The organism is Sphingomonas sp. GC_Shp_3, assembly GCF_026540945.1.
Taxonomy (GTDB): domain Bacteria; phylum Pseudomonadota; class Alphaproteobacteria; order Sphingomonadales; family Sphingomonadaceae; genus Sphingomonas.
In genome coordinates this window covers 91222-109646 of record NZ_JALNUT010000005.1, presented here as the reverse complement: position 1 = coordinate 109646, position 18425 = coordinate 91222, and the positions used below count along the sequence as shown (strand labels likewise).

The window sequence follows — 18425 nt, the reverse complement described above, 5'->3', positions numbered from 1 at the left end:
ATGCGCGCGTGGCGGGCAAGTCAAAGCGTTCCACGTGGAACGCTCATTTGCCGATGCAAAATCGGCCAAATAGAGTATCAAGCACCGCCTCGACATTCGCACGGCCAGTGATCGCGTCGAAGGCGTATCGAGCGCTGCGGATCGCCTCTGCTCGCAGCAGAATATCCTGCTCGCCCGCCCCTTCGCGCAGGACCACCTCTGCTTGTGAGAGCAGTTTCCGCTGTCGGGCGTTGATCGCCATATCGTTGGAAACGCCGCCGATCTCTGCGGCACGTTGGCCAAGCACATCCCAGAGCTGCTCGATCCCCTCGCCGCTATGCGCCGATACCGAAAAGGCCGGTCCATCTGGCATGTCCTCCCGTCCAGGCAGATCAGATCGGCCATGCAGCCACAGCGCGTGTTCTATCGAAGGTGCCGCATCGTCGAGCCAGATTACGATATCGGCTGCAGCGATCGCAGCCTCCGCTCGTTCAATGCCGATGCGTTCGATCTGATCCGCGTCAGCGTCACGCAGACCTGCGGTATCAGTCAGCACGAAGGCAATCCCGGCGCGAACGACTGGCGCTTCGATCCGGTCGCGCGTCGTCCCTGCAACCGGCGAGACGATCGCCACGTCGCGCCCGACCAGACGGTTGATAAGCGTCGACTTGCCGCTGTTTGGGGGACCGGCAATCACTATACGGATACCGTCGCGCAAGCGCTCGACCGACGGCGCAGCGACGAGCGCCGCCAGTTCGTTGGCCAACACGACCATCATCTGCCCCGAAGACTGTGTGACCTCGGCCGGAACATCCTCCTCATCCGAGAAGTCGAGCGCTGCCTCGATCCCGGCGGCAAGCGCGAGCAGTCGGTCGTTCCAGCCCTCAATACGCTGGCGTAGACCACCTTCCGACAAGCGCAATGCCGCACGACGTTGCTGCTCGGTTTCGGCGCTAAGGAGATCGCCCAGCCCTTCCGCCTCAGTCAGATCGATGCGACCGTGTGCCAACGCTCGGCGGGTGAACTCGCCCGGTTCGGCAGGTCGCAGACCCGTAATGCGCGCAAGCGTATCCTCGAGCGCACGCTGCGTCGCACGGCCACCGTGGATGTGCAGTTCGACCAGATCCTCGCCGGTTGCACTTTTCGGCCCCGGAAACACCAGCACCAATCCACGATCGAGCAGTATACCGGTAGAGGGATCGCGCAGCGATCGTACGCGTGCATTGCGTGGCGGTGGCAGCGAGCCGGCCAGCCGTGTGGCTGCTGCCAGCGCTTGCGTACCGCTGATCCGGAGGATCGAAATGGCCGCTGGTGGAACACCACTGGAAACCGCGAAGATCGTATCCATCATGGCTTGGACGACGCACCTTCGAACATCTTGCGCCAGAAGCTCATGCCCGCGTCGTTGACCGGCGCCCAGCTCCGCATCATGTTTTCCATGACGTCAGGCGACACCACGCCGTCCATCGACTGGGTCAGCATCTCGATATATTTGTCATGCACCGGCGTGAAATCCGGCAGGCCCATCACGCGGCGCGCTTCTTCCGGGGTACAATCGACCTCGACATTGATCTTCATCGCCGCGTCCTTGGCTTGAGCGTCGGGATTGAGCGCTCTATAGTCCGGCCATGTATGCGCGCGACTTCGCCCGGATCGCAACGCCCATCGGTATGGTGCGGCTGATCGGCACGCCCGACGTGATTGAGCGCGTGATGATCGAAGCAGGTTCGGGTGAGCCGCTCGCTGGGTTGGGTGCACTCGCGGAAGGTGCTGCGCAGATCGCGGCGTATTTTGCGGGTCGGCTGACGGCGTTCGATCTGCCGTTGGCGGCGTCCCCCTCCCCGCGCGGAGAGGCGATGCGGACGGCGATGGTCGCGGTGCGGTTTGGCGAGACGCTCAGTTATGGCGCGCTGGCGCGGACGATCGGCTCCGGTGCGCGCGCGATTGGACAGGCGTGTGCGCGCAACCCGCTGCCGATCATCGTGCCGTGTCATAGGGTGACGAACGCGGATGGGTCGCTGGGGGCGTATTCGGCTGGCGACGGGGTGGCGACCAAGCGGTGGTTGCTGGAGTTTGAGGGTGCGGTGGGGCGGTTGCTTTGAACAAAAAAAAAGCGCGGGCAAAGCCCGCGCTGTCGTCGGTCGGTGCGGTGCACCGCCGGCCGAGCCGAAGCGAGTCCTGCCGCAGCATGCGGCAGGCCGCTGTCGGCTATTGATTCATGCTGTCGAAGAAATCCTCGTTGGTTTTCGAGTTCTTCATCTTGTCGAGCAGGAACTCCATCGAATCGATCGTCCCCATCTGCATGAGGATGCGGCGCAGCACCCACATCTTCGACAGCTTGCCCTGATCGACGAGCAGCTCTTCCTTGCGCGTGCCGGACTTGCCGACGTCGAGCGCCGGGAAGATGCGCTTGTCCGCGACCTTGCGGTCGAGCACGATTTCGGAGTTGCCGGTGCCCTTGAACTCTTCGAAGATCACTTCGTCCATGCGGCTGCCGGTATCGATCAGCGCAGTCGCGATGATCGAGAGCGAACCGCCCTCCTCGATATTGCGCGCCGCACCGAAGAAGCGTTTCGGCCGCTGGAGCGCGTTGGCGTCGACACCGCCGGTCAGCACCTTGCCCGACGACGGCACCACGGTGTTGTAGGCACGGCCGAGACGGGTGATCGAATCGAGCAGGATAACCACGTCTTTCTTATGCTCGACCAGCCGCTTGGCCTTCTCGATTACCATCTCGGCAACCTGGACGTGGCGGGTGGCGGGTTCGTCGAAGGTTGAGGATACCACCTCGCCCTTTACCGAACGCTGCATGTCGGTGACTTCCTCGGGCCGCTCGTCGATGAGCAGCACGATCAGGAACACCTCCGGGTGATTGTCGGTGATCGCCTTGGCGATGTTCTGGAGCATCACCGTCTTGCCGACGCGCGGCGGTGCGACGATCAACGTGCGCTGGCCCTTGCCCTGCGGCGACACGATATCGATCACCCGCGCCGACTTATCCTTCATGGTCGGATCGGCGGGATCGAGCGTCAGCTTCTGTTCGGGATACAGCGGCGTGAGGTTGTCGAAATTGACACGATGGCGAACCGCATCGGGATCGTCGAAATTGACCGCGGTGAGCTTCACCAGAGCGAAATAGCGCTCGCCATCTTTCGGGCCGCGGATTTCCGCCTCGACCGTGTCACCGGTGCGCAGGCCGAACTTGCGGACTTGGTTGGGCGAAACGTAAATATCGTCCGGACCGGCGAGGTAATTTGCTTCCGGCGAGCGCAGGAAGCCGAAACCGTCCGGCAGTACTTCGATCGTGCCCAACCCCATGATCTGCTCGCCATTTTCGGCGGCGACCTTGAGGATCGCGAACATCAGATCCTGCTTGCGCAGCGTCGACGCGCCCTCGATGCCGAGGCCTTCCGCCATCTCGACCAGTTCGGCGGGCTTTTTGTTCTTGAGGTCTTTGAGATGCATGAGGGCGTGTCCGCAGGATGTGCTGGATGGGTACGCGTCGGTCGGCGAGGATCGCACGACGATGCTGGAGGGAGGATGCCGTAAAACGAACGCCAGGACGGCGCCGCGCAGCGACATGCCACGAAGAGCTAGGTCCCGCCTTGCCGCAAGTCAAGTCAGAACGGCTGGACGATAACCAGAATGACGATCAGCGTGACGAGGATCGCCGGAACCTCGTTGACCATGCGCAAAGTGCGCCCCGCCAGCATCGCCTGTCCGCGCGCCAGCTTCTTGGCATAGCCCACCGCCCAACCATGATAGCCTGTCAGGATCACCACCAGCGCGAGCTTGGCATGTAGCCAGCCCAGCCCGGGCGCACCCTTGAACAACCCCGCGTTCGCCGCCAGCAGCAGGCCCAGCAGCCACACCAGCACCATCGCCGGGGTGAGAATGATCGATCGCAGCTTGCCCTCGCGTTCGACCCAGCGCGCGGCGTCCTCGGGCTGTCCGAGCGCCTCCTGATGATAGACTAGATAGCGTGGCAGCATGAACAAGCCCGCCATCCAGAAGATCACGAAGATCAGGTGCGCTGCCTTCACCCAAGGATAGGCGTTGCCGAGGAAATTCATCGCGCGCTCCGAACCAGCGCCAGCAGGCGCTCGACATGGGCAATCGGCGTATCCTGAAGGATACCGTGCCCGAGATTGAAGATATGGGGCCGATCCGCAAACGCCTCAAGCACGTTCGAGACGGCACTCTCCAGCGTCTCCCTGCCGGCAATCAGCGCGAGCGGATCGAGATTGCCCTGCACCGGCATGTCGGCGGGCAGGTGTGTCGCCGCCCAGTGCGGATCAACCGTCTCGTCCACGCCGACCGCATCGACCCCGGTCTCGCGCGCGTACGCCGGCAGCTTGCCGCCCGCGCCCTTGGGGAAGCCGATCACCGGGACATGCGGGTAGCGGGCGTGCAAGGCGCTGACGATCGCCGCATTGGGGGCGATTACCCAACGTTCGAACTGTGCGGGCGCGAGCGAGCCTGCCCAAGAGTCGAACAACTGCACCGCCTCCACTCCGGCTTCGATCTGCGCCGAGAGGTATGCGACGGTCGACTCCACGATAGCATCGACGATCGCCGCGAAGCGCACAGGATCGGCATAGGCGAACCGCCGCGTCTCGCTCTGGTCACGACTGCCGCGCCCGGCAACCATGTAGGTAGCGACCGTCCAAGGGCTCCCCGCGAAGCCGAGGAACGTCGTCTCGGCCGGCAGGGCTGCCGCCACCCGCCTTACTGTCTCATACACCGGATCCAGGAAGCCCGGGTTCGCGGTCAGCGTCTCCAGCGCGTGATCGACCAATGGCGGGCTGAGCGCCGGCCCTTCCCCCACCCCGAACGTCAGCGTCTGGCCGAGGGCTGCCGGCACCATCAGGATATCGGAGAACAGGATCGCCCCATCGAAGCCGAAGCGACGGATCGGCTGCACCGTCACCTCCGCTGCGGCTTCAGGATCGGTTGCGAGTGCGAGGAAGCCGCCCTTCTCCGCTCGCAGCGCACGATACTCGGGAAGGTAACGCCCGGCCTGCCGCATGAGCCACACCGGCGGCACCGGCTGTCGCCACCCCCGTAACGTCGCGAGTAAGGGCTTCAACGGATGGTCTCGGGGCTCAAGGACGGTCTACCTCTTACTATAAAGAAGAATCTAAAAGGATGTGGAGGTGATTGGCACGTGGAAGCCGGGGCTTATGCCGCCGTCCCCGAAATGCCAACAGCTTGACGCCCCGAACACCGCCAAACGCACCGGATTCGATTCCGTCGCACCCGCTTTCCACAGGCTGTGGACAAATCGCCGCGATGTGCACGCCGCTGTGGAGAAAACGCGGCTTTTCCACCGCCCGATCGGCCTTTTCGCAAAAGCAAAGTTCCGCTAGCGATCGTCCCGATGTTATCCACACTTCTGTCCTGCTGAGGCTCCGCGGATGCGGCTGCACCTCCATCTCCTCTCGGATTCGACCGGCGAGACGCTGGAGAACATCGCCAAGGCCGCGCTTGCGCAGTATGACGACGTCGAGACGATCCGGCACTTTTGGCCGATGGTGCGGACCGAGGGGCATCTCGAACGCATCCTTCAGGAAATTTCGCAAAATCCCGGCCTCGTCGTGTTCACTTTGGTCAACAGCGAGACGCGGCGTGCGCTGGAGATGCGCTGCCACGCGCTCGGCCTGCCGGCGGTGGCGCCGCTCGACGGGGTGACCAACGCGCTGTCCGGTCTGCTCGGCCAGCAGGCGAAGGCGCGGCCGGGGCGGCAGCACGTGCTCGACGCCGCCTATTTCGCGCGGGTCGATGCGATCCAGTTCACCATCGCACACGACGATGGTCTGGGCGCGGAGGACTGGGAGGAGGCCGATATCGTGCTGGCCGGCGTATCGCGCTCGTCCAAGACGCCGACATCGATCTATCTCGCCAACCGCGGCTACAAGACCGCCAACATCCCGGTGGTGGTGGAAAGCCCACCGCCCCGCGCGTTGTTCTCGCTGAAGAAGCCCCTGGTGGTGGGGCTGACCACCAGTGCCGATCGGCTGATCCAGGTGCGGCGCAACCGCTTGCTGTCGCTCAACCAGGCGCCGGAGACGGATTACGTCAACCAGGAAGCGGTCGCACGCGAAGTGGCCTGGGCGCGGCGGATGTTCGCGGATAACGGCTGGCCGGTGATCGATGTTACGCGGCGATCGATCGAGGAAACGGCGGCGGCGATCATCGCGCTGGTCGCGGAACGGGGTGACGCATGAAACTGCTGCTCGCATCGAAAAGCGCATCGCGGCGGGCGATGCTGTCGGCGGCAGGCGTACCGTTCGAGGCGGTGTCGGCGGGGGTCGATGAGGAGAGCGCCAAAGCGGCACTGCGCGCGGACGGTTTGCCGGCGCGCGATCTCGCCGATGCGCTTGCCGAATTGAAAGCGCTGCGGGTGTCGCAGCGGGTGCCGGGCGCTTTGGTGTTGGGATCGGATTCGATCGTGGAACTGGACGACGGCACCATGCTCGACAAGCCGATTAGCCGTGAGAATGCCGCCGAGCATCTCCGCCGGATGTCGGGCAAACGCCACGATCTCGTCAGCGCGGCGGTGATCGCCGAAGCCGGGCGGCCGGTGTGGCGGGTGGTGGATCGCGCCAAGATGCACGTCCGGACGTTATCCGACGCGTTCATCGAGCAGTATCTCGACTCGGAATGGCCGGAGATTTCCGGCTGCGTCGGCTGCTACCGGATCGAGGGGCCAGGCGCGCAACTGTTCTCACGTATCGAGGGGAGCCAGTTCACCGTACTCGGCCTGCCGCTGCTCCAGGTGCTCGATTATCTGCGCATACGAGGGGTGATGCCGGCATGACGATGTACGCGGAAGTGATCGGTGATCCGATCGCCCATTCCAAATCGCCGCTGATCCACGGCTTCTGGATCGATGCGCTTGGGCTGGATGCAACATATGCCCGCCGGCATGTGTTGGCGGCGGATCTCGCCGGCTATTTCGCCGAACGCCGTGCCGATCCCGACTGGCGCGGGTGCAACATCACCGTGCCGCACAAGCTCGCCGCGCTCGATCACGTCGACGATCCGGGTGACGTGCGTACGTCGATCGGCGCGATCAACACCGTGTTGCGACAGGGCGACGGGCTGATCGGCACCAACACCGATGCCGCCGGTTTCTACACGCCGATCGCCGACCGCGATCTGGCGGGCAAACCGGCGGTGGTAATCGGCGCGGGTGGTGCGGCGCGCGCGGTGCTGTTCGCGCTGGCGCGGGCGGGCGTGGGGCCGGTGACGTTGCTCAACCGCAACGTGCTGAAGGGCGCGGCGCTGCTGTCGGCGTTCGGGCTGAAGGGTAAGGCGCTTCCACTCGGCAGCGCGATCCCGGCGGCGGCGCTGTTGGTCAACACCAGCACGCTCGGCATGGTCGGCCAGCCCGATCTCGACGTGGATCTCACCCCCCTGCCCGACGACGCATTGGTTTATGACGTGGTGTACGCGCCGATCGAGACGTCGTTGCTCGCGCAGGCCGACGCGCGCGGGCTGGAAACGGTCGATGGCCTGGAGATGCTGGTCGGGCAGGCGGCGATCGCGTTCGAGCTGTTCTTCGGCGTCGCCCCGCCGCGCGACCGTGACGAGGAACTGCGCGCGCTGTTGCTGGCGTGATCGCACTCGGGCTGACCGGCTCGATCGGCATGGGCAAATCGACGGTGGCAGCGATGTTCGCGGACGCCGGCGTGCCGGTGTTCGATGCCGATGCGGTGGTCCACCGGTTGCAGGGCGCGGGCGGGCGGCTGGTCGCGGCGATCGAAGCCGCGTTCCCCGGCACCACCGGGCCGCACGGAGTAGACCGCGCCGCACTCGGCAAGGCGGTGCTGGGCGACGCTGCGGCGTTGCGGCGGCTGGAGGCGATCGTCCACCCCGCCGTCGCGGAGGCGCGCGCCGCCTTCCTCGCCGCCAACCGCGACGCCGCGATCGTGCTGCTCGACGTGCCGTTGCTGTTCGAAACCGGTGGCGCGCGTTATGTCGAACGGGTGGCGGTGGTCGATGCGCCGCCGGAGGTGCAACGCGCCCGCGTCCTTGCCCGGCCCGGCATGACGACGGAGAAATTCGCCGCCATCCTCGCGCGGCAGATGCCCAACTCGGATAAGGTCGCGCGCGCCGATTTCGTCATCCCGACCGGCGGTACGCTCGCCGATACGCAAGCCGCTGTCGCGCGCGTGATCGCTTGCCTGAGCGCACCCGAACCCCGATAATACCGCCATGCGCGAGATCGTCTTCGACACCGAAACCACCGGATTCAGCTTTGCCGACGGCGACCGTCTGGTCGAGATCGGCTGTATCGAGATGTTCAATCGTGTCGAAACCGGCAAGAGTTTCCACGCCTATTTTCATCCCGAACGCGCGATGCCGGCGGAGGCGCAGCGCGTTCACGGCCTCACCGATGCGTTCCTCGCCGACAAGCCGCTGTTCGCCCACGGCGTCGACGCGCTGGTCGATTTCCTCGGCGACGCGCCTTTGGTGGCGCACAATGCGACCTTCGATTTCGGCTTCCTCAACGGCGAACTCGGGCGGTGCGGACGGCCGCCGGTCGGCATGCACCGCATGGTCGATACCATCGTCATCGCGCGGCAGCGCCACCCGGGTGCCAAGCACAGCCTCGACGCGCTGTGTTCGCGCTATGGCATCGACCGCAGCGCACGCACGTTTCACGGCGCTTTGCTCGACGCGCAATTGCTCGCGCAGGTCTATGTCGAACTCACCGGCGGGCGGCAGATCGGCCTTGGACTGCTCACCGATACGCCGGTTCTCGAGCCTCAGGTCGCCGTCGCGAGTGGCCCGGTCACGGTGCGGCCGCCCCGTACCTTTACGGCGAGCGCGGCGGAACTTGCGCGCCACGCCGCGTTTTTAAAGAACGTCACCGACCCGTTATGGGGTGCGGCGGCATCTGGTTGACGATAGCGGACGGAGGGTTCAGCCTTCCCGCCCGACATACAAGGAGAATACACATGGATATCCGAGTCTCCGGCCATCAGGTCGAAACGGGCGAGGCGATCAAGGTCCATGTCGACGAGCGCCTCCAGGCGATCGCCACCAAATATTTTGCCCGCGCCATCTCGGCGCAGGTCACCTTCAGCCCCGCTCCGCACGGCGCGTTCGCCTGCGACATCGTCGCGCACGTCATGCAGGGCCTAGTGCTGAAGGCGAACAACAGCGGCACGGAAGCGCACGTCGCCTTTGACGGTGCCGCCGACAAGATCGAGAAGCAGTTGCGCCGCTACATGCGCCGCCTGAAGGACCGCAGCGCCGTGCCCGCCGGCGGCGCGAGCATCGCCGACGATGGGACCGTGACCGACAACGCCGGCTACACCGTGTTCCAGGACAATCCCGCCGAGGAGGAGATCGAGGGCGATTACCCGCTGATCGTCGCCGAGACGCGCGTCGACGTGCCTGACGCCACCGTGTCGGACGCGGTGATGATGCTCGACCTGCGCAACACCGCCGCGCTGCTGTTCCGCAACGTCGGATCGGGCGCGTACAACATGGTGTACCGCCGGGGCGACGGCACGATCGGCTGGGTCGAGCCGCACCGCGCTGCGACTGGCGCGACAAACGGCACCGCCTGACGCTTTCGCCGGCGCGCATTCCGGTCTATGCGCGCCGGCGGAGAAGCGCCGGTGAACGGCCGAAGGAATGTCATGACTGAGTTCAGCGATCTGCTACTGCCCGGCGCGGTAGTGGCGGATCTTGCCGTTAGTGCAAAAAAACCTCTGTTTCAGCAGATCGGTATGATCGCCGGGTCGGCCTATGCGCTTGATCCGGTGACGGTGACCGACGCGCTCTCCGCGCGGGAGAAGCTGGGTAGCACCGGCTTCGGTGGCGGTGTCGCGACGCCGCATGGGCGTATCGAGGGGCTGCCCCACGTGGTCGGTATCTTCACCCGGCTGGCGCACGCGATCGATTTCAGGGCGGTGGACGATCTGCCGGTCGACATCATCTTCACGTTGCTGTCGCCGCCCGATGCCGGAGCAGCACACCTGAAGGCGCTCGCGCTGGTGTCGCGATCCTTGCGCGATCGCGCGCTTGTGGCGAAGTTGCGCGGTGCGGGATCGCCCGATGCGCTGTACGCGCTGTTCAGCACCGGCGAGGCGCGTGACGCCGCCTGATCCTGCCACGGCAGGGGAAGCAGCGCATTTTCGCGCGCTGGAGCATCTCTATGCTGCCGCACCGATCAATCAGCTGTTCGAGTCACGTCTGGAGATCTTCGAGGCTGGAGTTGCACGGATTCACTTCCAGGTGGATGAACGCTATTTCCACGCCGGCGGGGCAGCGCATGGTACCAGTTATTTCAAGATGCTTGACGATGCCGCCTTCTACGCGGCGAACAGTCTGGTGTCGGATCGCTTTCTGCTCACCACCGCGTTCAACCTGCTGTTGACCAAGCCGCTGCGGAGTGGGCCGGTCATCGCCGAGGGCCGCTGGATCAGCGGGCAGCGGCGGGTGTTCGTCGCGGAGGCGCGGTTGATCGACGAGCAAGGCGACGAAGTGGCGCGGGGTACCGGCACGTTCATGCGCTCCCGGATCGCGTTGGCAGCGCTTCCGGGCTACCGGGTGGGTTCATGAACGACCGTTTGCCGAGCGGCATATTGGTCTCCGCGCTGCTGCGGCGCGTCAACGACGCTGGTGGCATGGCCATGGTATTGGCTAAAGGACACCAGCAAGCTGGCTCTATCTTGTTAATACTAAACGATAAAGGCCGGTTTGACGGGTTTGTCGAGCCCGGTCGGGATCTCTCCGGCAATCCTTTCCTCGTTTCTGCCGGCCCGGGTCATATCGATTCGCCGGCGGAGGTGACCGCATACTGGCAGCGCCGTCGTAGCCGCGACCCGGATCTGTGGGTCATCGATCTCGATATCCCGTTTGCGCAACGAGTCGCCGCAGAAACAATCCTGCCGCGTTGACCTTTTGAAGCTTCCGCTGGCATGGCGCGGACAACGTTTTCGCGTTGTGTCAGTCCGGGTGCGATCCGGAGTGGTTACGCAGTCGGGGGATGTCCGGGGGGACCGGCCTGTAACAGGGTAGGGTCGCTTGCGCGCACTACCGCACATTAGTCGATCGAATGTCGTTTCTGCATCGCGCTGCCACACTGGCAGCGATCTTGACCAGCTTCACCGGCCTCGCCGGGGCCAGCACTCCCGGCTTTGCTGTTCAAATCAATCAAAGTTACAACGCCCCTGCGGCAAAAATGGTTCCTGCCGTCCTCGTGACGCAAACCACACCAGATTCGAGCACTGCTCCCGCGGTTGATCGTACCGATCCCGCCGAAGTCCAGCCTGCTCCCGCTCCCAGCTACGCCTCGCTCGACGATGCGGTCGCCGCACAAACCGATACCGCCCATTCTGACGACATCGCGCGCAACGATGCGCTGCAGTGTCTCGCTGGTGCGATCTATTTCGAGTCAAAGGGCGAACCGCTCAGCGGCCAACTCGCCGTTGCCGAAGTCATCATCAACCGCAGCAAGTCGGGCAAGTTTCCTACGTCGATCTGCTCGGTGGTGACGCAGCCCGGCCAGTTCTCGTTCGTGCGCGGTGGCCGCGTTCCCGACGTATCGGACAACCACAATTACCGTGTCGCGCTCGCCGTCGCACGCGTCGCGCTCAACGATGCATGGGACAGCCCCGCGCCCAAGGCGCTGTTCTTCCACGCGCGTCACGCAAGCTTCAGCGCCAGCCGCACGCAGATCGCGTCGATCGGCAACCACATCTTCTATCGCTGAACGATTGTTACCGAACGGGCGGAATTGACCTGTTCGCGGAATGTTCTAGTGTCGAGTGATGCTCGCCACGCCTGATCTCGATACCGTCCGTCAGTCGCTGTGCGCCGCCGACGTGGCGCGCGGCACCGTGCGGATGTTGCTGCGCCACGATCTCGTCGCCATCGCCGAGGTGCCGCTCGACGGCGGCCGGCGTGCCGACCTGATGGCGCTCGACACGCGTGGCAATGTCGTGATCGTCGAGATCAAGGTGTCGCGTGCCGATCTGCTCGGGGATGGCAAGTGGACCGACTATCTCGGCTGTTGCGACCGCTACTATTGGGCGGTTCCGGCCGGCTTCGACGTGTCGCCGCTCGACGGGGCGGCGTTCCTGCCAGAACGTACGGGCATCATCGTCGCGGATCGCTACGATGCGGTCATCACACGCGAGGCCCATACCACCGCCCTGCCCGCCCCGGCGCGGAAGCGCATAACACTGGCGTTTGCGCGCCGCGCGGCACGCAGGCTTACCGCTGTGCTCGATCCGGATGCGGTGGAAGGGTTCTGATCCGCTTTACAGTTTCGGCCCGGACACGACGCGCTTTGCAGCCTTCGGCGTCTCGTCGATCAGCTTGGCGATGGCAGGCGAGCGGGTGTCCTGATGCGCATAGTCCCGCGCCGACATGCCGGCGACGTTGTCGGTCTGATCGGGATCGGCGCCTTCGCTGAGCAGCGTGCGGACCGTCGCCAGATCGCGGTGCTGCACCGCCCGGATCAACGGGGTCTCGCCGCTGTTGTTGGCTAGGTTGACGTTTGCGCCAGCCTTCTTGAGGATTTCTAGGATATCGCTGCGCCCGTTACCGGCGGCGATCAGCATTGCCGTCTCACCCTTGTTGTCGCGCAGGTTTACGTCAGCCTGGCTGGCGATCAGGAAGTTGAGGTAGGCCGTATCGCTCCGCTTCGTCACGATATGGATCGCACCCTCGCCCGTGCTGAAGTCGCGCGTGTTGACGATGGTCTGGCCGGGCTTGGAGAGGATCGCGATGACGTCGTCGTTCTTCGCATCGCGGATCGCCTGGAGGAATTTGTAACCCGCCGACTGGTTGAGCTGCGCGGTGGCAGGTGCGGTAGGGAGCGCCAGCGCGGCGACGAGAAGGGAAAGACCCGCAAGACGTGCGTTCATTGGTGAAATCGACCTTTTGACTGTACGGTCCGGACTTGCGCCTGCGCCGCTATCAGATCAAGGCTGCCTGCACCATGAACGCAAATGTCCGCGCAATCACCGCGCTGCTCGCCGCGTCCCTGCTGGCGAGCATGCCAATAGCCTGTTCGCGAGCGCCCGAAGCTACCCAGTCGCCACCGCTCGCCGGTGCCAAGATCGGCGGCCCTTTCACGCTGACGGACCAGAACGGCCGCACAGTCACCGATGCGCGCTTCGCCGGTCAGTATCGGGTGATGTACTTCGGCTACACGTTCTGTCCTGACGTGTGCCCGACCGACATGCAGACGCTTGGCGCCGGCCTGCGCGCGTTCGAGGCGAAGGATGCCGCGCGCGCTGCGAAGGTGGTGCCGGTTTTCGTCACGGTTGACCCCGAGCGGGATACGCCGACGGTGCTCAAACCCTTCGTTGCTGCCTTCCACCCGCGCATGGTCGGACTGACCGGCAGCCCCCAGGCGATCGCGGCGATGGCAAAGGAATATGCCGTGTTCTACCAGAAGCAGCCGCCCGCCCCCGGCGGGGGGTACATGGTGCAGCATTCGCGCGTTGCGTATCTGATGGATCCCAAGGGCCAGCCTGTGGCGCTGATCCCGGTCGACAAAACGCCTGACGCGGTGGCCGGCGAACTGGCGCGGTGGGTGAAGTGAGCAACCGGTTCTGGGAAAACACCCCGATCGAAAAGCTCGATCGCGCGCAGTGGGAGGCGCTGTGCGATGGCTGCGGCAAATGCTGCCTGCACAAGCTGGAGGACGATGAGACTGGCGAGCTCTTCCCGACCAACGTGTCGTGCCGGCTGCTCGACCGCCGGACCGCGCAGTGTTCGGATTACCGGCACCGCCATGCCTATGTCAGCGAATGCGTGCGGCTCAACCGGGACAACGTCTATTCGATCGACTGGCTGCCGACGACCTGCGCGTACCGCCTGCGTGCGGCGGGTGAGCCATTGCCGGGCTGGCATTACCTCGTCTCGGGGGATCGCGACGCGGTGCACCGCGCCGGTGAATCGGTAAAGGGCTGGACGATCTCCGAGGACGATGCCGGCGACTTCGAAAACCATGTGATCGATCGCGAATTGTGAGCGACGCGCTCGAGGTGGTGCGCCACCCGAGGGCGCGGCGGGCGCGGCTGTCGGTCGATCCGGCGAGTGGGCGCGTGCGGCTGACGCTGCCGCCGCGCGCGCCGGTGAAGGCGGCTCTGAAGTGGGCGGCGGGGCAGCAGGCCTGGATCGATGCGCAGCGTGCCCGCCTGCCGGAGCCGCAACCCTTCGCACCGGGTGTGACCATCCCGATCGGCGGTGTGCCGGTGGGTTTGGACTGGGAGCCCGGACGCCCCCGCAAGATCACGCTCGACGGCGATCGGCTGCTCTGCGGCGGTCCGCTCGATGGATTGTCCCGGCGTGTTGAATTGTGGCTGCGGCGCGAGGCGCTGCGCGTGTTGACACTTGAAACCGCCGAACATGCCGCGCGGGCCGGCGTGACGGTCACCACGGTTAGTATCGGCGATCCGCGCGGGCGTTGGGGCAGTTGCGCGTCCAGCGGTGCGATCCGCTACAGCTGGCGGTTGATCCTCGCGCCGGCGTTCGTGCGGCGATCAACCGTGGCACATGAGGTCGCGCACCGTGTCCACATGAACCACGGGCCGGATTTCCACGCGCTTGCCGCCGATCTCGACGACGGTGACCCCGAGGAATCGCGGGCATGGCTCCGCGCGCACGGCGCAGCGCTTCACTGGTTCGGGCGCGGATCCGCATAGCCAGGTTGCGGGCGCACCGGCGGCGGTGCGCCGACCGGACGATCGCCGCGCGGGCGGTTCGGCTGCTGATCGCGACCGAGCACATGATCCATCCACTGCTGATCGAGCTTTTCGGGGCGGGGTTGCGCGTCCTCGTCCGGGGTGACGGCGCCGTCGCCGATCGGGTTGCCATCCGCATCGACGCGCTGGTCGCGAGACGGGCGGGGTTGCGGTGCTTCGGGCTGCACCGGATTGCCGTCGTCGTCGACGAACACACCGTTGTCCGGTTGGCCGTAGTAGCTTTCCTCATCAGGCTCGATCGACATGTCGGGCAGCGTCACCTGCGTGTCGAACTGCTCGACTGGACGATTGGCGACTGCCACCGCCATGAAGTCGTGGAACGCCCTGGCCGGAGCGGTGCCGCCGTGCAGGCCGGCGACGGGTTTGGCATCGTCGCGCCCCATCCACACGCCGGTGGTGAGGCCCGAGGAGAAGCCGACGAACCAACCGTCCTTGCTCGACGAGGTGGTGCCGGTCTTTCCCGCCACCGGACGGCCGATCTGCGCGGCCTTGCCGGTGCCGGTGTTGACGGTGGTTTGCAGCAAATCGGTCATCTCGGCGGCGACATAGGGCGCGACGAGGACGTGGCTGGTGTCGATCTGCTGCGTATAGATGACCTCCCCGCCGGCAGTCACCTTGGTGATGCCATAGGGCGTTACCGCCACACCCTTGTTGGCGACGCTGGCAAACGCGCGCGTCAGATCGAGCAGATGCACTTCCGACGTACCGAGCACCATTGAGGGGTGGGTGTTCACCGGCGTGGTGATGCCGAAGCGCCGCGCCATATCCGCGACGGTGCCGAAACCGACCTCCTGCCCGAGCTTCGCCGCGACGGTGTTGATCGAATAGGCGAAGGCGGTGCGCAGTGTGGTCTGGCCGATGTTATGGCGCGCATCGTTGCGCGGGCTCCAGCCGTCGATCGTGATCGGCTCGTCAACGATCGAATCGTCAGGCTTGTGGCCCGCCTCAAGCGCAGCGAGGTACACAAACAGTTTGAACGCGGATCCCGGCTGCCGCACCGCCGTGGTCGCGCGGTTGTAGATCGACGACACGTAATCCTTGCCGCCGACCATCGCGCGGACCGCGCCGTCGCGGTCGATCGCGACCAATGCGCCTTGCGCACCCGCCGGCGCATTGGTGCGCACTGCCGTATCGGCCGCGCGCTGCATGTTGAGATCGAGCGTGGTCCACACCTCGAGCGGGCGGGTCGGCTCGTCGATCAGCGTGGCGAGCTGCGGCAGCGCCCAGTCGGTGAAGTAGCGCACGCTGTTCTGCTTCGGCTCGGGCGCGAACTTGACGTTCTGGATATCCGCGTCGGCGGCTTCGCCCGGCGTGATCGCGCCGGTTTCTTCCATCAGCGAGAGCACCACGCCGGCGCGATCCTTGGCGGCGGTTTCGTCCGCAGTCGGCGAATAGACCGAGGGCGCCTTGACCAGCCCGGCGATGATCGCGGCCTCTGCCAGCGAGAGGTGATCGGCACCATGACCGAAGAATTTGCGGGACGCTGCGTCGATGCCATAGGCGCCGCCGCCGAAATACACCTTATTAAGGTACAGTTCGAGGATCTCGTCCTTCGAGAACTTGCGCTCCAGCGCGAGTGCGAGGAACGCCTCGTGCAGTTTGCGGCCGAGATCGTATTTGTTTGACAGGAAGATGGTGCGTGCGACCTGCTGTGTGATCGTCGACGCGCCCTGCTGACGCCTGCCAGTGCCGCGGTTGGCGATGCCGAGCTTGATCGCGCGGGCCATGCCGACCGGATCGACGCCAATGTGTGAGCGGAAGCGGCGATCCTCCACCGAAATCATCGCCTCACGCATCACCGCCGGGATATGGTCATAGGTCAGCCAGTCGCCGTAGCTCGGCCCCAGCGAGACGATCACCGTGCCGTCGGCGGCATGCACGCGGATCATCTGTCCGTTGGGCGAGGACTTGAGCTGGTCGAAACTCGGCAACTGCGCACGCGTGACATAGACGGTGATCGCCATCGCCGCGAAGGCCAGCACGGCCAGCCCCACACCGATCTGGATCAGCAGGACGAGACGGCGGCGCCACAGCGGCTTGGTCGGGCGCGCGGGCGTGCGGGAACGGGTCTGGGAAGGTCTGGCCATGCTTGCGTCTCGCGATTACGCGCTTAACCGCAGCCGAACAAGCGGCCGCGTGGTATGCGTCTACAGTTCGCACCGCTTCGGCGCCGATCCGCGTGGCGTGCACGTTGTTTGCTGCATTGCAATGTGTAAGGGCGTGGACATTGGCGACGCTTATGGGGGATCGCGACATGCAGATTACGATGATCGGCACGGGCTATGTTGGACTGGTGTCGGGCGCGTGTTTCGCCGATTTCGGCCACCGCGTGACGTGCGTGGACAAGGACGCCGGCAAGATCGAGCGGCTCCACCAGAACATCATGCCGATCTACGAACCCGGTCTAGACGCGCTCGTCGCCGATAATGTCGCCGCCGGCCGGCTGACCTTCACCACCGATACCGAGGCTGCGGTGGCGGACGCCGACGTGATCTTCATCGCGGTCGGCACGCCGTCACGGCGGGGCGATGGCCATGCCGATCTGTCCTACGTCTACGCGGCGGTGCGCGAAGTGGCGGCAGCGGTGAAGAAGCCGGTGGTGATCGTCAACAAGTCGACCGTGCCGGTCGGTACCGGCGACGAGGTCGAGCGGATCGTGCGCGAAGTCGCGCCCGACGCGGACATCTGTGTCGTCTCCAACCCGGAATTCCTGCGCGAAGGCGCCGCGATCGACGATTTCAAGCGGCCGGACCGTATCGTGGTCGGCACCGAGGATGCACGCGCGCGCGAGGTGATGTCGGAAGTGTATCGTCCGCTGTTCATCAACCAGTCGCCGTTGATGTTCACCGCGCGCCGCTCGTCGGAGCTCATCAAATATGCCGCCAACGCCTTCCTGGCGGTGAAGATCACCTTCATCAACGAGATGGCGGATCTGTGCGAGGCTGTCGGCGCCAACGTGCAGGACGTGTCGCGCGGCATCGGCCTCGACAACCGCATCGGTTCGAAGTTCCTGCATGCAGGACCGGGCTATGGCGGGTCGTGCTTCCCCAAGGATACGCTCGCGCTGCTTAAGACCGCCGAGGATTTCGAGGCGCCGGTCAAGATCGTCGAGGCGACGGTGGCGGTCAACGACAGCCGTAAGCGTGCGATGGGGCGCAAGATCGTCAAGGCAATGGGCGGCGAGATTCGCGGCAAGACCGTCGCGCTGCTCGGCTTGACGTTCAAGCCCAATACCGACGACATGCGCGATTCGCCCGCGATCGCGATCGCGCAGACGCTGATCGACGAGGGCGCGCACGTCCGCGCTTATGATCCCGAAGGCATCGAGCAGGCCAAGCTGGTGATGAAGGACGTCGAGTTCGCCACCGACGCGTATAGCTGCGCGGAGGGTGCGTCGGCGCTGGTAATCGTCACCGAATGGAACGAGTTCCGCGCGCTCGACCTCAACCGCATCAAGTCGATCCTAGCCGAGCCGGTGCTGGTCGATCTGCGCAACATCTACACGCCGGCGGACGTCCGGCGGATCGGGCTGGACTATACGTCGGTCGGTCGCGGCTGACACACTGCGCCAGCGCTGAGGATGAAGGGGCGGCCGTGCTAACGGTCGCCACCGTTCATTGCGGCCTTCTGGACGGCGCTGCGGATTGGCGTGGTTCGGGTATTCCAGCCGTGGCAGATGAGGTACCACGAAAAAGGGCGCCCGCG

Annotated in this window: 23 protein-coding genes; 16 read left to right on the top strand and 7 right to left on the bottom strand. The window is 65.1% G+C overall.

All coding sequences use genetic code 11. From position 1 onward, the window contains the following. Nucleotides 1-43 precede the first annotated feature (43 nt). Nucleotides 44-1330 (bottom strand): tRNA uridine-5-carboxymethylaminomethyl(34) synthesis GTPase MnmE, encoded by a 1287-nt coding sequence (mnmE, locus tag OXR00_RS12225; RefSeq protein WP_267388485.1) that lies wholly within the window; start codon nt 1328-1330, stop codon nt 44-46. After that, a complete protein-coding gene (locus OXR00_RS12220; RefSeq protein ID WP_242152076.1) occupies nt 1327-1557 on the bottom strand; it encodes a DUF6489 family protein in 231 nt (76 codons plus the stop codon). The genes mnmE and OXR00_RS12220 overlap by 4 nt, the downstream gene beginning before the upstream one ends. Before the next feature lie 50 nt (nt 1558-1607). Here OXR00_RS12220 and OXR00_RS12215 point away from each other — a divergent pair, with 50 nt between their 5' ends. Continuing rightward, on the top strand, nt 1608-2081 hold the full coding sequence (locus tag OXR00_RS12215; RefSeq protein ID WP_267388484.1) for a methylated-DNA--[protein]-cysteine S-methyltransferase: 474 nt from the start codon (nt 1608-1610) through the stop codon (nt 2079-2081). A 106-nt stretch (nt 2082-2187) separates the two neighbouring features. Here OXR00_RS12215 and rho read toward each other — a convergent pair whose 3' ends face one another. The 3 genes from rho to hemE all read right to left on the bottom strand — a co-directional run bounded on the left by rho (nt 2188) and on the right by hemE (nt 5068). Beyond that, nucleotides 2188-3444 (bottom strand): transcription termination factor Rho, encoded by a 1257-nt coding sequence (gene rho, locus OXR00_RS12210; protein WP_242152071.1) that lies wholly within the window; start codon nt 3442-3444, stop codon nt 2188-2190. Nucleotides 3445-3599: 155 nt separating this feature from the next. After that, complete coding sequence (locus OXR00_RS12205) at nt 3600-4052, bottom strand: CopD family protein (RefSeq protein ID WP_267388483.1); 453 nt, start codon at nt 4050-4052, stop codon at nt 3600-3602. Continuing rightward, nucleotides 4049-5068 carry a uroporphyrinogen decarboxylase gene (gene hemE, locus OXR00_RS12200; protein ID WP_267388482.1) on the bottom strand — a complete coding sequence of 340 codons (1020 nt, stop codon included), beginning with the start codon at nt 5066-5068 and terminating at the stop codon, nt 4049-4051. Before hemE ends, OXR00_RS12205 begins: the two co-directional genes overlap by 4 nt. Before the next feature lie 328 nt (nt 5069-5396). Here hemE and OXR00_RS12195 point away from each other — a divergent pair, with 328 nt between their 5' ends. The 11 genes from OXR00_RS12195 (at nt 5397) to OXR00_RS12145 (ending at nt 12257) form a co-directional block, all read left to right on the top strand. Beyond that, a complete protein-coding gene (locus tag OXR00_RS12195; protein ID WP_267388481.1) occupies nt 5397-6206 on the top strand; it encodes a pyruvate, water dikinase regulatory protein in 810 nt (269 codons plus the stop codon). Further along, nucleotides 6203-6799, top strand: coding sequence for a nucleoside triphosphate pyrophosphatase (locus OXR00_RS12190; RefSeq protein ID WP_267388480.1), 597 nt, complete (start codon nt 6203-6205; stop codon nt 6797-6799). Before OXR00_RS12195 ends, OXR00_RS12190 begins: the two co-directional genes overlap by 4 nt. Further along, the gene (locus OXR00_RS12185; protein ID WP_267388479.1) at nt 6796-7602 is read left to right on the top strand and encodes a shikimate dehydrogenase; all 807 of its coding nucleotides are present in this window, start codon (nt 6796-6798) and stop codon (nt 7600-7602) included. The genes OXR00_RS12190 and OXR00_RS12185 overlap by 4 nt, the downstream gene beginning before the upstream one ends. Then, on the top strand, nt 7599-8192 hold the full coding sequence (coaE, locus tag OXR00_RS12180; RefSeq protein WP_267388478.1) for a dephospho-CoA kinase: 594 nt from the start codon (nt 7599-7601) through the stop codon (nt 8190-8192). The genes OXR00_RS12185 and coaE overlap by 4 nt, the downstream gene beginning before the upstream one ends. A gap of 7 nt (nt 8193-8199) precedes the next feature. Further along, nucleotides 8200-8892, top strand: coding sequence for a DNA polymerase III subunit epsilon (gene dnaQ, locus OXR00_RS12175; protein ID WP_267388477.1), 693 nt, complete (start codon nt 8200-8202; stop codon nt 8890-8892). A 53-nt stretch (nt 8893-8945) separates the two neighbouring features. After that, complete coding sequence (gene raiA, locus OXR00_RS12170) at nt 8946-9563, top strand: ribosome-associated translation inhibitor RaiA (protein WP_267388476.1); 618 nt, start codon at nt 8946-8948, stop codon at nt 9561-9563. A gap of 72 nt (nt 9564-9635) precedes the next feature. Beyond that, nucleotides 9636-10103, top strand: coding sequence for a PTS sugar transporter subunit IIA (locus OXR00_RS12165; protein WP_267388475.1), 468 nt, complete (start codon nt 9636-9638; stop codon nt 10101-10103). Beyond that, nucleotides 10054-10560 carry a PaaI family thioesterase gene (locus OXR00_RS12160; RefSeq protein ID WP_267388474.1) on the top strand — a complete coding sequence of 169 codons (507 nt, stop codon included), beginning with the start codon at nt 10054-10056 and terminating at the stop codon, nt 10558-10560. The genes OXR00_RS12165 and OXR00_RS12160 overlap by 50 nt, the downstream gene beginning before the upstream one ends. Continuing rightward, a complete protein-coding gene (locus OXR00_RS12155; protein ID WP_267388473.1) occupies nt 10557-10898 on the top strand; it encodes a DUF1491 family protein in 342 nt (113 codons plus the stop codon). The genes OXR00_RS12160 and OXR00_RS12155 overlap by 4 nt, the downstream gene beginning before the upstream one ends. Nucleotides 10899-11182: 284 nt before the next feature. Beyond that, a complete protein-coding gene (locus OXR00_RS12150; RefSeq protein WP_346732000.1) occupies nt 11183-11713 on the top strand; it encodes a cell wall hydrolase in 531 nt (176 codons plus the stop codon). A gap of 58 nt (nt 11714-11771) precedes the next feature. Continuing rightward, a complete protein-coding gene (locus OXR00_RS12145; RefSeq protein WP_267388471.1) occupies nt 11772-12257 on the top strand; it encodes an MmcB family DNA repair protein in 486 nt (161 codons plus the stop codon). 6 nt (nt 12258-12263) lie between these two features. On the opposite strand, the gene OXR00_RS12140 is transcribed toward OXR00_RS12145, so the two are convergent. Next, nucleotides 12264-12872: an ankyrin repeat domain-containing protein gene (locus OXR00_RS12140; RefSeq protein ID WP_242152011.1), complete on the bottom strand. Its 609-nt coding sequence runs from the start codon at nt 12870-12872 to the stop codon at nt 12264-12266. A 74-nt stretch (nt 12873-12946) separates the two neighbouring features. On the opposite strand from OXR00_RS12140, the gene OXR00_RS12135 reads away from it, so the two are divergent. The 3 genes from OXR00_RS12135 to OXR00_RS12125 are packed head-to-tail and all read left to right on the top strand — an operon-like array spanning nt 12947 to nt 14660. Next, complete coding sequence (locus OXR00_RS12135) at nt 12947-13555, top strand: SCO family protein (protein ID WP_267388470.1); 609 nt, start codon at nt 12947-12949, stop codon at nt 13553-13555. Beyond that, nucleotides 13543-13986 (top strand): YcgN family cysteine cluster protein, encoded by a 444-nt coding sequence (locus tag OXR00_RS12130; RefSeq protein WP_267388469.1) that lies wholly within the window; start codon nt 13543-13545, stop codon nt 13984-13986. Before OXR00_RS12135 ends, OXR00_RS12130 begins: the two co-directional genes overlap by 13 nt. Continuing rightward, nucleotides 13983-14660 (top strand): SprT family zinc-dependent metalloprotease, encoded by a 678-nt coding sequence (locus OXR00_RS12125; RefSeq protein WP_267388468.1) that lies wholly within the window; start codon nt 13983-13985, stop codon nt 14658-14660. Before OXR00_RS12130 ends, OXR00_RS12125 begins: the two co-directional genes overlap by 4 nt. Here the strand turns inward: OXR00_RS12125 and OXR00_RS12120 are convergent. After that, nucleotides 14633-16807, bottom strand: a complete 2175-nt coding sequence (locus OXR00_RS12120) for a PBP1A family penicillin-binding protein (RefSeq protein ID WP_267388467.1) — start codon at nt 16805-16807, stop codon at nt 14633-14635. The two genes, OXR00_RS12125 and OXR00_RS12120, sit on opposite strands and share 28 nt — an antisense overlap. A 167-nt stretch (nt 16808-16974) precedes the next feature. On the opposite strand from OXR00_RS12120, the gene OXR00_RS12115 reads away from it, so the two are divergent. Then, nucleotides 16975-18279, top strand: a complete 1305-nt coding sequence (locus tag OXR00_RS12115) for a UDP-glucose/GDP-mannose dehydrogenase family protein (RefSeq protein WP_267388466.1) — start codon at nt 16975-16977, stop codon at nt 18277-18279. The last annotated feature ends 146 nt before the right edge of the window (nt 18280-18425 follow it).

Coding starts and splice junctions, on each gene's coding strand:
- OXR00_RS12185 (WP_267388479.1), top strand. CDS start 6,796: ATGACGATGTACGCGGAAGTGATCGGTGATCCGATCGCCCATTCCAAA.
- OXR00_RS12165 (WP_267388475.1), top strand. CDS start 9,636: ATGACTGAGTTCAGCGATCTGCTACTGCCCGGCGCGGTAGTGGCGGAT.
- rho (WP_242152071.1), bottom strand. CDS start 3,444: ATGCATCTCAAAGACCTCAAGAACAAAAAGCCCGCCGAACTGGTCGAG.
- raiA (WP_267388476.1), top strand. CDS start 8,946: ATGGATATCCGAGTCTCCGGCCATCAGGTCGAAACGGGCGAGGCGATC.
- OXR00_RS12145 (WP_267388471.1), top strand. CDS start 11,772: ATGCTCGCCACGCCTGATCTCGATACCGTCCGTCAGTCGCTGTGCGCC.
- OXR00_RS12205 (WP_267388483.1), bottom strand. CDS start 4,052: ATGAATTTCCTCGGCAACGCCTATCCTTGGGTGAAGGCAGCGCACCTG.
- mnmE (WP_267388485.1), bottom strand. CDS start 1,330: ATGATGGATACGATCTTCGCGGTTTCCAGTGGTGTTCCACCAGCGGCC.
- OXR00_RS12160 (WP_267388474.1), top strand. CDS start 10,054: ATGCGCTGTACGCGCTGTTCAGCACCGGCGAGGCGCGTGACGCCGCCT.
- OXR00_RS12140 (WP_242152011.1), bottom strand. CDS start 12,872: ATGAACGCACGTCTTGCGGGTCTTTCCCTTCTCGTCGCCGCGCTGGCG.
- OXR00_RS12155 (WP_267388473.1), top strand. CDS start 10,557: ATGAACGACCGTTTGCCGAGCGGCATATTGGTCTCCGCGCTGCTGCGG.
- OXR00_RS12120 (WP_267388467.1), bottom strand. CDS start 16,807: ATGGCCAGACCTTCCCAGACCCGTTCCCGCACGCCCGCGCGCCCGACC.
- dnaQ (WP_267388477.1), top strand. CDS start 8,200: ATGCGCGAGATCGTCTTCGACACCGAAACCACCGGATTCAGCTTTGCC.
- OXR00_RS12135 (WP_267388470.1), top strand. CDS start 12,947: ATGAACGCAAATGTCCGCGCAATCACCGCGCTGCTCGCCGCGTCCCTG.
- OXR00_RS12215 (WP_267388484.1), top strand. CDS start 1,608: ATGTATGCGCGCGACTTCGCCCGGATCGCAACGCCCATCGGTATGGTG.
- OXR00_RS12220 (WP_242152076.1), bottom strand. CDS start 1,557: ATGAAGATCAATGTCGAGGTCGATTGTACCCCGGAAGAAGCGCGCCGC.
- OXR00_RS12190 (WP_267388480.1), top strand. CDS start 6,203: ATGAAACTGCTGCTCGCATCGAAAAGCGCATCGCGGCGGGCGATGCTG.
- OXR00_RS12115 (WP_267388466.1), top strand. CDS start 16,975: ATGCAGATTACGATGATCGGCACGGGCTATGTTGGACTGGTGTCGGGC.
- OXR00_RS12195 (WP_267388481.1), top strand. CDS start 5,397: ATGCGGCTGCACCTCCATCTCCTCTCGGATTCGACCGGCGAGACGCTG.
- OXR00_RS12150 (WP_346732000.1), top strand. CDS start 11,183: ATGGTTCCTGCCGTCCTCGTGACGCAAACCACACCAGATTCGAGCACT.